At 63.2% G+C, this 11723-nt stretch carries 10 protein-coding genes; 2 read left to right on the top strand and 8 right to left on the bottom strand.

Annotated elements, in window-relative coordinates; translation table 11 throughout:
- Positions 1–63: 63 nt before the first annotated feature.
- Positions 64–1671, bottom strand: a complete 1608-nt coding sequence (locus tag DQW77_RS00340; RefSeq protein ID WP_113256186.1) for an MFS transporter — start codon at positions 1669–1671, stop codon at positions 64–66.
- Between the two features lie 62 nt (positions 1672–1733).
- The gene (locus DQW77_RS00335; protein WP_113256185.1) at positions 1734–3104 is read right to left on the bottom strand and encodes a nitrate/nitrite transporter; all 1371 of its coding nucleotides are present in this window, start codon (positions 3102–3104) and stop codon (positions 1734–1736) included.
- Positions 3105–3350: 246 nt separating this feature from the next.
- Between DQW77_RS00335 and DQW77_RS00330 the strand changes: the two genes are divergently transcribed.
- Positions 3351–4049 (top strand): cyclic nucleotide-binding domain-containing protein, encoded by a 699-nt coding sequence (locus DQW77_RS00330; RefSeq protein WP_113256184.1) that lies wholly within the window; start codon positions 3351–3353, stop codon positions 4047–4049.
- 33 nt (positions 4050–4082) lie between these two features.
- Here DQW77_RS00330 and DQW77_RS00325 read toward each other — a convergent pair whose 3' ends face one another.
- The 5 genes from DQW77_RS00325 to DQW77_RS00305 all read right to left on the bottom strand — a co-directional run bounded on the left by DQW77_RS00325 (position 4083) and on the right by DQW77_RS00305 (position 10289).
- Positions 4083–4859, bottom strand: coding sequence for a FadR/GntR family transcriptional regulator (locus DQW77_RS00325; protein WP_113256183.1), 777 nt, complete (start codon positions 4857–4859; stop codon positions 4083–4085).
- The gene (locus tag DQW77_RS00320) at positions 4828–5784 is read right to left on the bottom strand and encodes an ABC transporter ATP-binding protein (RefSeq protein ID WP_113256182.1); all 957 of its coding nucleotides are present in this window, start codon (positions 5782–5784) and stop codon (positions 4828–4830) included. Before DQW77_RS00320 ends, DQW77_RS00325 begins: the two co-directional genes overlap by 32 nt.
- The gene (locus tag DQW77_RS00315) at positions 5781–7667 is read right to left on the bottom strand and encodes a dipeptide/oligopeptide/nickel ABC transporter permease/ATP-binding protein (RefSeq protein WP_181711162.1); all 1887 of its coding nucleotides are present in this window, start codon (positions 7665–7667) and stop codon (positions 5781–5783) included. Before DQW77_RS00315 ends, DQW77_RS00320 begins: the two co-directional genes overlap by 4 nt.
- Positions 7664–8611, bottom strand: a complete 948-nt coding sequence (locus DQW77_RS00310) for an ABC transporter permease (RefSeq protein WP_113256358.1) — start codon at positions 8609–8611, stop codon at positions 7664–7666. Before DQW77_RS00310 ends, DQW77_RS00315 begins: the two co-directional genes overlap by 4 nt.
- A gap of 97 nt (positions 8612–8708) precedes the next feature.
- Entirely contained in the window at positions 8709–10289 is a 1581-nt protein-coding gene (locus DQW77_RS00305) for an ABC transporter substrate-binding protein (protein WP_113256181.1), read from the bottom strand.
- Positions 10290–10390: 101 nt separating this feature from the next.
- Here DQW77_RS00305 and DQW77_RS00300 point away from each other — a divergent pair, with 101 nt between their 5' ends.
- Positions 10391–11056, top strand: a complete 666-nt coding sequence (locus tag DQW77_RS00300) for a DUF1028 domain-containing protein (protein WP_113256180.1) — start codon at positions 10391–10393, stop codon at positions 11054–11056.
- A gap of 13 nt (positions 11057–11069) precedes the next feature.
- On the opposite strand, the gene DQW77_RS00295 is transcribed toward DQW77_RS00300, so the two are convergent.
- On the bottom strand, positions 11070–11621 hold the full coding sequence (locus DQW77_RS00295) for a hypothetical protein (protein WP_147094911.1): 552 nt from the start codon (positions 11619–11621) through the stop codon (positions 11070–11072).
- Between the last annotated feature and the right edge of the window lie 102 nt (positions 11622–11723).

Genomic DNA, 11723 nt, shown 5'->3' with positions numbered 1-11723 from the left:
GTCTTACTCCTTGGTATTGCTTTCCGGCCCGGTCGCGGTGCCGGGCCGGTGCTTGTCTGTCGCTCAGGGGTTCTTCACGTAGGCGTTGGGCCGCATGTAGAACCACCAGTTGATCAGGATGCAGACGCCGTAGAAGATCGCGAAACCGTAGAGCGCGTATTCGGGCGTTGCGGCCTTGATCTGTTCGCCGAAGACCTTGGGAATGATGAAGGCGCCATAGGCGGCCACGGCGCTGGTCCAGCCCAGGACCGGCCCGGCCTGTTCCTTGTCGAAGACCACGGCGATGGTGCGGAAGGTCGATCCGTTGCCGATCCCGGTCGCGGTGAACAGGATAAGGAACAGGATCATGAACGGCAGGAAATAGTCCTGCGGCGTTGCCGAAACGTAAGCCTGCTTGAGGAAATACGCCACGCCGAGCGCCGAGGCGACCATGACGACCGAGACCCATTGCGTCACACGCGCACCGCCAAGCTTGTCGGCCATCATGCCGCCGATGGGCCGGATCAGCGCACCGATGAAGGGCCCCATCCACGCGTACATCAGCGCCGAAGGTCCGTCCGGGTTGGCAAGATCGTGGGTCATCACACCGTCGACCTCGATGTGCTGAAAGCCGAACACCACCTTGATCGCCAGGGCGAAGGTCGCGGCATAGCCGATGAAGCTGCCGAAGGTCATCGTGTAGATGACGGTCATTGCCCAGGTGTGCTTGTTGCCGAAGATGCGGTATTGCCGCGTCAGGTTGCGCCCCACCTGGCCGGGGATCAGCTTCAACAGCCCCACTGTCAGCGCGATGACGATCGGAAGGACGATCCACTTTGACACGTCCCACCCCGAACCGCCGACAGTCGCCGGAAGCATCAGCCAGAGCCCGACCGCCGCGGCAACGAATCCCAGGAGCAGCATGAATGTGATGATTCCGAAGGCGCCCAGGGGGCCGGGAATATCCGGCGAGACGTGATCGTCACGGATGTTGTTCATGCCCAGCCAGCCCGCGAAGGCCAGCGGAATGAGCGCCAGCAGCCAGACATAGCCGGCATTGTGGATGTAGGTCTCGGTCCCGGCGGGGATCTTGCCGATCAGGGTGCCGGAGGTGTTTTCCAGTACCATCGGTTCGCCGCCGAACAGACCGAAGGTCATCACCAGCGGGATCACGATCTGCATCGTGGTCACCCCGAAATTGCCCAGCCCCGCGTTCATCCCCAATGCGTAGCCCTGTACCTTCCTGGGAAAGAAGAAGCTGATATTGGACATCGAACTGGCAAAGTTGCCGCCGCCGATGCCGGACAGGAAGGCGAGGATCTGGAACACCCAGAGCGGCGTATCGGGGTCTTGCAGGAAATAGCCCGTGCCGGCGGCCGGGATCATCAGAAGGGCGGTGGTGAAAAAGATCGTGTTCCGCCCGCCCGCTATGCGGATGAAGAAGGTCGAGGGAATGCGCAGCGTTGCCCCGGTGAGGCCGGCGATGGCAGCCAGGGTGAAGAGCTGGGATTTCTCGAACGGAAAGCCGAGGTTCAGCATCTGCACCGTGATGATGCCCCAGTAGAGCCAGACGGCGAAGCCGCAGAGCAGGCTGGGAATGGATATCCAGAGGTTGCGGTTGGCGATCGCCCTGCCGGTTTCCGACCAGTAGGTTTCGTCGTCCGGCGTGTAGTTTCTCAGGTCTTGTCCCACGGTTCTCTCCGTTCCTGGGGTTGTTGCTGAGGGCGGGCCACGCTGGGCCCGCCCCGGTCACGTCATTGCGCCGGGTTCGCGTCCGGGCTGCCGGTGGATGTGGCGCGTTCACGTGGCTGCGGTGCGTCCAGCGGCTGATCCGGCACGTCGGAAAGGAATTTTTCTTCCTCCAGCCCGGGATGGCGGCGGCGCTCCATCCGGCGAATGGCCACATGCATCCAGACGGTCATTACAGCGACCATCACGAAGGTGAACATGAAGGGCGTCGTCCACACGCCGGTAAGGTCCAGGAGCGCACCGAAGATGATCGGCAGGAAGAAGCCCCCGAGGCCGCCGATCATGCCCACGAGCCCGCCGACGGATCCGACGTGATGCGGATAGTAGACAGGAATGTGCTTGTAGACCGCCGCCTTGCCGAGGCTCATCATGAAGCCGAGGATGATGGTCAGGAAGACGAAGAAGCCGACCGAGATACCGAAATCGAAGGTCACAGGCCCGGTGATGCCCTCGACCGTGTAGCTGGTTTCGGGGTAGCTCATGATGAAGAGGACCACCAGGGAAACCAGGAAGGTCGCGTACATGACCGCGCGGGCGCCCCACTTGTCGGACATCCAGCCGCCGAGTGCGCGAAAGATCGATCCGGGCAGGCTGTAGAGACCGGCGAAGACACCGGCGGTCGTCAGTTCCAGCCCGTAGGCGCCGACATAGTAGCGCGGCAGGAACGAGGCCAGCGCGACGAAGGCACCGAAGACGAAGAAATAATAGGTCGAGAAGCGCCACACCTGGATGTTCTTGAGCGGCGCCAGCTGGTCGGCGGTTGAAACCGGGCCCTTGCCGGTGCGCCTGCGTTCCTCATGGACCGGGTCGGTCTTGGCGAAGACGTAGAAAAGTACCGCGGTTATCGCGAGGACGATCGCGTAGATCCGCGCGGTGCCCTCCCATCCGGCGGCGACCACGAGGAAGGGGGCGGCGAAGTTCGTCACCGCCGCGCCAACGTTGCCGGCCCCGAAGATTCCCAGGGCGGTGCCCTGGCGCTCCTTCTCGAACCAGCGCGAGGTGTAGGCGATGCCGACGATGAAAGAGCCGCCCGCAAGCCCGAGCCCGAGCGCCGCGATCAGGAAGACCGGGTAGCTGGTGACGCTTGTCAGAAGCCAGACACAGATCGCCGTGATCATCATCTGCAACGGGAACATGATGCGCCCGCCGAATTGTTCGGTCCAGACGCCGAGGAATATCCGGCTGATCGAGCCGGTCAGCACGGGGGTTGCCACGAGCAGGCCGAACTGCGTGTCGGAAAGGCCCAGCTCGCCCTTGATCTTGACGCCGATGATCGAAAAAATCGTCCACACGGCAAAGCAGACGGTGAAGGCGAATGTACTCAGACCAAGGGCCCGGTACTGGTCCGTTCTGGTCACTCCATCGAGTGTCGTCATTGGAGGTCCTCCTGGTTTCTGGCGCGCTGCGCCTTGCGTTTGAACAGGAGGAAAAGAGGCTCTGACGGTGCAATCCGTTGATCCAGATCAAGCTTTGCGATCCGGTAGGGTTAAATAAATCGGGAGGTTAAACCCTTGGCCCCACATGGCGGAAAATGTTGGTTCGCGGGTTGCCGGGGCGTTCATCTTGATTGATAATTGTCAACCGGCCGGGGGGCAATCTCTTGATACCGCGAAGGAGACGACTTGAGAGCCGACGACATTCCCGAGATTCGCGCCCTCGGTCTTTTCCGGGAGATGGAAGCCGAAAATTTCGACACGCTGGTGCGCGGCGGCTATTTCCAGACGTTCCCACCACAGGTCGACCTGATCACCGAGGGCGATGCCGCGGACTTTCTGCACATCATAGTTTCGGGCAGTGTCGAACTTTATGCCGGCTGGAACGCGCGCGAGACCTCCATGGCGACGGTCGGTCCGATCTCGACCTTCATACTCGCGGCCACGATCCGCGATGCGCCTTACCTGATGTCGGCCCGTACGGTCGAGAAATCACGCATCATCCTTTTGCCCTCCAACGACGTGCGCGAGGTTTTCGAGCGCGATCATGCGTTCGCCCGCGCCGTGGTGACGGAACTGGCGCAGTGCTACCGTTCGGTGATCAAGAACACCAAGGATCTCAAGCTGCGCACGTCGCTCGAACGGCTGGCCAACTATGTGCTGCGCCGGCATCATGGAAATGGCGGTGCGCTGGAGTTCGAACTCGGGCAGGAAAAGCGGCGCCTGGCCTCGCTTCTCGGAATGACACCGGAGAACCTGTCGCGTGCGATCAAGGCATTGCGTCCGCATGGTGCGGAAATAGACGGCACCTGGGTGCGTATCACGCAAAAGAACGATCTGGAGCGTCTCGCCAAGCCCAGCCGTCTGATAGACGACCATTGCTCGTGACGGGCTTGGGCCTCTGCTCGTCCGGCTCAGGGGTCATCCCGGGATGAAATTGCGCCTTATCTCTGCTTCCTGTTCCTGCATCAATGCCTGTGCGGTATCCATGTGTGAGGCCATGATGCGCCGTGCCGCCTCGGAATCGCCGTCGCGCAGGGCCGCGACGAGGCGGGCCTGATAATCCCGGCCGCGCGACCACAGTTCGAGGTTCGGCTTGGCATAGAGTTTGCGGTAGACCGTCAGGTCCGACAGCATCTGTGCCATGAAATCTATCATGAAGGCCAGCAGATCGTTTTCGGACTGCCGGGCCAGAAGGGCATGAAAGCGCAGGGAGTTGATGTGCTGTTCACGTTCCTCCGCGGCGGTTTCGGCCGGCGCGTCGTAATGCGCGATGTTGTCCTCGAGCTCGGCCAATACCGTGTCCGGGAGTCTTCCGGCCAGCGAGGCGGCGAGTTCGGGTTCCAGGACACGCCTCAGTTGATAGATGTCCGCGATGGTGAGGTTCTTGAAGTAGAAATAGTTTCCCAGAAGCGCGCGGGCCCGCTCCATCGAGACCTCGTGCACGAAACTGCCACCGCCCGGTCCGGTGCGCGTCTTGATCAGACCCTGCGCCTCGAGGATGCGCATCGCCTCGCGGATCGTGCCCTTGGCCATGCCGAAACGCTCGATCAATTCGGGTTCCGAAGGCAGGCGGTCGCCGGCCCTGAGCCCGCGCGCCACAACCCATTCCTTGATCTGCTCGGCAACCCGTACCGGGCGGCTGCCGCCGGATGCGACCGCGTTTTCAGGTATCGAGCGGGTGGTGGCAGGCGGCAAACTGATCCTCTCCCATCTGTTCGAGTGGCGGGTCCTTTTCGCGGCACAGCGCTGTTGCGCGCGGGCAGCGGCCGGCAAAAGCGCAGCCCGGCGGCGGGTTGAGCGGATCGGGAAGCTCGGTGTCCTTCTGTTCCGGCGCCTCCAGCGCACGGCCGACCTTGGGCGCGCTTTCCGCCAGAAGCCTTGTATAGGGATGACGCGGGGCTGAAAAGATTTTTTCAGCCTTGCCGATCTCCACCACCGCACCGAAATACAGCACCACGATGCGGTCGCTCACCGCCTCCACGACAGCAAGATCATGGGTGATGAAAAGGTAGGTCAGACCGAATTGCGCTTTCAGATCGGCAAGCAGGTTGAGCACCTGCGCCTGCACCGAGACATCCAGCGCCGAGACCGGCTCGTCGAGTATGATGATCCGCGGGTCGGCGGCCAGGGCCCGGGCAATTCCGATGCGCTGCGCCTGTCCGCCGGAAAATTCGTGCGGATAACGATCAAGGAAATCCTCGCGCAGATTGACCGAGGCGAAGATTTCGCCGATGCGCTTTTCGCGGTCGGACGCGGACATGCGGTACAGCCGCCTGAGCGGTGACTCCACAACCTGACGAATGGTCTTGCGCGGGTTCAGGCTGCTCTGCGGGTCCTGAAAGACATACTGGATCAGCCTGCCGAAGGCTGCGGGATCGGCCGTGTCCAGCGCACGGCCCTCAATCTCGATCACGCCCTCGCTGGGCTCCAGAAGCCCCACCAGCATGCGGGCGAGCGTGGACTTGCCGCACCCCGACTCGCCGACAACGCCAAGGGTTTCCCCGGTCTCGACGCTGAATGACATCGGGCGCACGGCCCGCACTCCGGGCCCGGCGGCGCCGAAAAGCGGTTTCTTCAGCGCGAAGGTCTTTGCAAGGTTTTCCACTTTCAGAGCGGTCATCTTGCGACCTCCTTCCCTGACAGGTCGGTTTCCGGGTAAAGGCAGCGCACCGCGCGGGTGTCTTGCCCTTCAAGCGGGATCACGCCCTGTCGGCAGGCCGCCTGCGCCTTGTCGCAGCGCGGCGCGAAGGCACAACCCGGTGGCAGATCGTCCACGACCGGCGGCAGGCCGGGTATTGCCGCCAGTTCCCGGCGGCCGCCACCCAGCTCGGGCACACAGGCGATCAGGCGCGCGGTGTAAGGATGCGCCGGGCTTTCCAGAACGTCGTCAGTCGGGCCTTCCTCGACGATGCGGCCCGCATACATCACCGCCAGCCTGTCACAGAGCTGACCGACAACGCCGAAATCATGCGTGATGAAGATGATCGCCAATCCCCTGTCCCTGCGCAGATCCTGAAGCAGTGACAGGATCTGTGCCTGGACCGTCACATCAAGCGCGGTCGTGGGCTCGTCCGCGATGATCACGTCCGGCTCGTTGGCCAGCGCCATGGCAATTCCGACGCGCTGCCGCATGCCGCCCGACATCTCGTGCGGGTAGTTGTCGATCCGCGATTCCGGGTTCGGGATGCGCACGTCGCGCAGCAGGCCGATGGCGCGGTCACGCGCCTGCCTGTCGCTGATCCGGTGATGCGATTGGATCGCTTCGGCCAGTTGCCGGCCGACACGGTAGAGCGGATGCAGCGTGGAAAGCGGATCCTGAAAGATATAGGCCACACGGTCGCCGCGCTTCTGTCTGAGCGTCTCATAGGGCGCACCGACAAGATCCTCGCCCTGGAACCGTACCGCCCCGCCCGCGATGACCCCGGGCGGAGAGGCCACAAGCCCCATGACCGAAAGCGCGGTCACCGATTTCCCCGACCCCGATTCACCTATGACCCCGAGGCATTCGCCGGGTCGTACACTCAGTGTCACGCCGCCCACAGCCCGGTAGGTGCGCCGCCCGACGCGGAATTCGGTCTCCAGCTCCTGAATGGCCAGCAGATCGTCGGTCCTTTCCGGGATGTCGCCCTTGCGGTCAACCAGGGTGGTGGCGCGCGGGCGGGACAACGCCCCGGACTTCAACCGCGGGTCAAGGGCATCGCGCACCCCGTCGCCAAGCAGGTTGATCGACATCACGATGAGAAAGATCATCAGCCCCGGAACAACCGAGGTGTGCGGATGACTGATCAGGGCCGAGCGCGCCTCGCCCAGCATCGAACCCAGATCGGCCTGCGGGGGCTGCGACCCGAGGCCGAGGAAGGAAAGGCCCGCGGTTTCAAGGATCATCCAGCCCACCGTGGTGGACATCGCGATGATGATCACGGGAAGGACGTTGGGCAACAATTCGGTCAGGATGATGCGCGAATGGCCCATGCCTGCCAGCCTCGCCGCGTCGATGAACTCGCGCCCGGCCAATCCCACCGTGACCCCGCGGATGTTGCGGGCGAAGAAGGGCACGTTTACGGCTGCCACCGCGATCAGCGCGTTCATCAGGCCGGGGCCGAGCGCCGCCACGATCGCCAGCGCCAGCAGGATGTAGGGAAATGCCATCAACATGTCGACGCCGCGCATGATCACATTGTCGATACGTCCGCCGAAATAACCGGCGACGATGCCTATGGCTGATCCGATCGTGGCCGCGATCAGTGCCGCGGCCACCCCCACCGCGAGGCTGAGGCGCGTGCCGTGCAGCAGCCGGCTCAGCAGGTCACGGCCCAGGTGATCGGTGCCCAGAAGGTGGCCCTGCGAAAACGGTTTCTGGAACCGGTCGGCGGTTGCTGTGGCGTCGGGGTTCTGCAATGGCAGCACCGGGGTCAGCAAAACCACAAGAACGATCGCCGTCAGCACCAGGGCACCCGCTGCCGCAAGGCGGTTGCGAAACAGCAGCTTCAAGAACGCGATCATGTCTTGATCCTCGGGTCGAGGAGGCTTTGCGCCACATCGACCATGATGTTGAAGATCACGTAGCAGGCCGCGACGAACACGACGCCGCCCTGCACCAGAAGCAGGTCGCGGGTCAGGATCGCGTCAACCAGCATCCGCCCCACGCCCGGCCATTGGAAAACGATTTCGATATAGACCGACCCGGACAGGACGAATCCCGCCTGGATGCCCAGGACGGGGATGATGCTGACCATTGCCGCACGCAGCGCATGGCCCATGACCACGCGCCGCTCCGGCACCCCTTTGGCGCGGGCGGTGCGGATATAATCCTGTCGCAGCACTTCCAGCATGGCCGAGCGTGACAGCCGCGCGATCACCCCGGTGGCCACCGCCGAAAGTGCCAGCGCCGGCATGATCAGGTGGCTGACCAGATCCGGCAGGTCGCCGCCGCCATAGATCGCATACATCCCCGAGACGGGCAGCCATTTCAGGTTCACCGCGAAGAGAAGGATCATCATCATGCCAAGAAAGAAGGACGGGACGGAAATGCCGATCAGCACGGTGAACGTGATCGCCTTGTCGGCCAGCCCGTACTGCCTGGCCGCAGAAACGACCCCGGCCAGGACCCCCATCACCGAGCACAGGACAAAGCTGGTGCCGGCAAGGATCAGGGTCGCGTTGAACCGTTCCAGGACCTCGTTGATCACGGGGCGGTTGAGTGAATAGGAGCGTCCGAAATCCCCTTGAAGCATGTTGCCGAGCCAGATGAAGTACCGTTGCACCATGGGCTTGTCGAGGCCGAGGTCTCGGTTGATCTTCTCCACGTTTTCCGGAGTTGCGTAGCTGCCGAGGATCGCGGTGGCCGGGTCGCCCGGAATGAGTGACATGATCAGGAAGACGATGATCGTGATCCCCAGCAGGACCGGGACCGCCGAGATCAGTCGCTTGAGGATGTAACCGCCCATTTCGCGCCCCTTCATCTTGCCGAAAATACTCCGGGGGGTGCGGGGGGCAGCGCCCCCCGCCGGCCGGGCCGGGCGGATGCCCCGGCCCGCAACCGCCTCAGTTCTTCTTCACGTCCGTGAGGCGCGGGAAAAACGACGGTGCGAGGCGGAAATCCTCGACCCGGTCGTTGGTCACGGCGTTCTGCTTCCAGTTCGCCACGAAGACCCAGGGTGCTTCCTCCTGCACGATCACCTGCATTTCCTTGTAAAGGCGGGCGCGCTCGGCCTGGTCGGTGGCAGTGCGGGCCGCTTCGAGAAGCCGGTCCACCTCCTCGTTGGCATAATAGCCCGAGTTGAAACCGCCCTTGTCGGGCCACGCTTCCGAACGCAGTGCCAGGTAGGGCAGGGTATCGGGATCGTTGGTCATCCAGGCCATTTCGGCCATGTCGGCCTTGCCTTCCAGTCCCGGATTCACCTCGCCCAGGAAGGTATTCCACTCATATGTTTCGATGGTCACGTCGAAGCCGACGGCTTCAAGGTCGGCCTGGATCGCGGTTCCCATCGGCACCGGGTCAAGCATGCCCGAGCCGCCCTCGGTCACGTAGAATGTCAGTTCCGCGCCTTCCGCGCCGGCGGCCTTGATCAGTTCGCGCGCCTTGTCGGGATCGTGGGGATAGGGATCGAGATCCTCGTTATACGCCCATGCGAAAGCCGGCGGCGTGGGGCCAGCGGCAACCGTTGCCGTGCCTTCCAGGACATCGTTTGCGATCGCTTCCTTGTCGATGGCGTAATTGGCCGCCTGGCGCACGCGCTTGTCAGCGAACGGGCCTTCCTTTGCATTGAGGATCAGGAACCAGACATGCGGGCCGGCCTGTTCGTGCACGGTGTACCCGTCACCCTGAAACTGACCGAGAGAGGTTGGCGGCACTTCGACCATCAGGTCGATTCCGCCGGCCAGCATTTCGGCCACGCGCGTATTGGCGTCGGTGATCGGCCGGAAAACGATCGCCTGGCTGGCGGCGTTTTCCCCCCAGTAATCCTCGTGGCGGTCAACCACGACACGCTCGTTCGACTTCCATTCGACGAACTTGAAAGGGCCTGTACCGACGGGGTTGCGGCCCACGTCCTCGCCATGTGCCTTAACCGCGGCGGGTGAAACGATCAGGCCGGTGGGATAGGCAAGATTGGACAGGAACGGCGCATATGGCGCGTTCAGGGTGAATTTCACCGTCATGTCGTCGATCACTTCGGTTTTCTCGACGGAGCCGAAAAAGAAGCTCAGCGGGAAGGGGCCGGTATCATGGTAGGGATGGTCCTCGTTGAGCATCCGGTCGAAGTTGAATTTCACCGCCTCGGCGTTGAAGGGCGTGCCATCGTGAAAGGTCACGCCCTCGCGCAGGGTGAAAGTGTAGACGGTGCCGTCCTCGCTGATCTCCCATTCGGTCGCGAGCGCCGGTTCGGGTTGCAGGGTTCCGGCCTTGTAGCGCGTCAGCCCCTCGTAGAGATTGACGAGAATTCGGAAATCGTTGACCGCCGTAACCGCCGCCGGATCCAGCGATTTGGGTTCGGCGATCTGCCCCACGATCAGCACGTCTTCGGGCGTTTGTGCCGAGGTTGGTGCGGGTGCCCCGCCCAGAGCCAGAACCGCCCCGATCGCAAAGGCCGCAAGCCCTCGGCGGGTCCATGTCACGAGTTTCATTTGATCGTCTCCCTGTTGGTTTTGATGGTTTTATTTATCATGATAAATTGCGCCGGTCAATTTTTCATGATAAACGAGGTCGAAATGACCGAAGAAAACAGATGACATTTTCAATTCTTGTGCAGGATGCCGAAACAGGCGCCATTGGCGGAGCCGCCGCCACGGGGAGCCTGTGTGTCGGGGGCTGGGTTTTGCGCGGTGACATCGACGCGGGTATGAGCGCCAGTCAGGGCGCCGCGCCAAGCACCTTCTGGGGGGAAGACGTGTTGCGTGCCATGCGTGACGGGGCCTCCGCGACAGAGGCGGTAGCGCGTGTTACCGCGCCCGACAGCGGGCGGGAATGGCGTCAGCTGGCCAGTTTGGACCTGGCCGGGGGCACTGGCGCCTTCACGGGAAAGCATAACGAGCCCGCGCGTGGCAGCCACGTCTTTTCAGGGGGCATTGCAGCGGGCAACGTGCTCAGTGGTCCGTCGGTCCTGTCGGCGATGGCCGAGGCTTTCGCCGGCGCGTCGGGCAGCATCGCCGAGCGGCTGATGGCGGCGCTGGATGCTGCGGAGACCAGCGGCGGAGACAGCCGCGGCTTGATGTCCGCGGCACTCCTTGTGCTCAGGCGGGATGCCCCGCCGCTGAACCTGAGAATCGATCATGCCGCGGCCCCGCTGCCGGCGCTTCGGGCGCTGCACGACCGCACCACCAGCGGTGATTACCATGATTGGACAACCCAGGTGCCCTGTCCGGACGCGCCTGAAAGACGTCTTAGGGACTGAGGGGCGGGCCGGGTTATTTCCCGGATGCGTCCTCGGGTGTCGTGGTCCGGTCCGGCAACGCCGGCGGTGCTGACGGTGACCGGGATCGCTTGGGCGAAGCCGCCCCGGACCCGGTTTTCTTCGTGGCGCGTTTGCTATCCCCTGAAGCCGCGGCAGGCTTGCGCGGGCTGTCCGATCCCGCCACTTGTTCCGGGCGCGCGCCGGTCCTGGTGCGGGGCTTGGATGTGGTCTCATTCGTGAGGGCGGGCGCGGATACGTTCTCCTCCGGTTTGGCGGGCTTTGCGGTGACGGCCGTTGCAGGTGTGACTTGTGCCGGGGCCGCCGGCTTGGGTTTCTCCGATGCCTTGGGTGTTGCAGGGGCCGGGCCGGGAAGGATGCCCTCGCCGGGGGACGGGTCCACCCGGCGGCCGTGATAACGCTTTACCCCGGCAGGAGCGAGAAACGGGTTGGCCCGGATCGCGGCCACGCCAAAGACCTGCGCCACGCGCATGTGGTTCTCCAACATGTATCCGGCCATTCGAAGACCGGCGGCTGACATTCTGAGTTGCGGTGTGACAAATGACATCTGCGGATCCTTTCGATCTGACGGTAAGGACCATACACACCGAGAGTGACAGGCCCGTGAAACCGTGCAGACGGGTCGATCTCATGCTGCGCCTCGGAATTC

Origin of the sequence: Roseovarius sp. TE539 (assembly GCF_003298505.1) — a bacterium.
Lineage (GTDB): Bacteria > Pseudomonadota > Alphaproteobacteria > Rhodobacterales > Rhodobacteraceae > Roseovarius.
The sequence above is the reverse complement of the archived record's forward strand: the minus strand, read 5'-3'. Positions and strand labels throughout refer to the sequence as shown.

Coding starts and splice junctions, on each gene's coding strand:
- DQW77_RS00300 (WP_113256180.1), top strand. CDS start 10,391: ATGACATTTTCAATTCTTGTGCAGGATGCCGAAACAGGCGCCATTGGC.
- DQW77_RS00335 (WP_113256185.1), bottom strand. CDS start 3,104: ATGACGACACTCGATGGAGTGACCAGAACGGACCAGTACCGGGCCCTT.
- DQW77_RS00310 (WP_113256358.1), bottom strand. CDS start 8,611: ATGGGCGGTTACATCCTCAAGCGACTGATCTCGGCGGTCCCGGTCCTG.
- DQW77_RS00305 (WP_113256181.1), bottom strand. CDS start 10,289: ATGAAACTCGTGACATGGACCCGCCGAGGGCTTGCGGCCTTTGCGATC.
- DQW77_RS00315 (WP_181711162.1), bottom strand. CDS start 7,667: ATGATCGCGTTCTTGAAGCTGCTGTTTCGCAACCGCCTTGCGGCAGCG.
- DQW77_RS00320 (WP_113256182.1), bottom strand. CDS start 5,784: ATGACCGCTCTGAAAGTGGAAAACCTTGCAAAGACCTTCGCGCTGAAG.
- DQW77_RS00295 (WP_147094911.1), bottom strand. CDS start 11,621: ATGTCATTTGTCACACCGCAACTCAGAATGTCAGCCGCCGGTCTTCGA.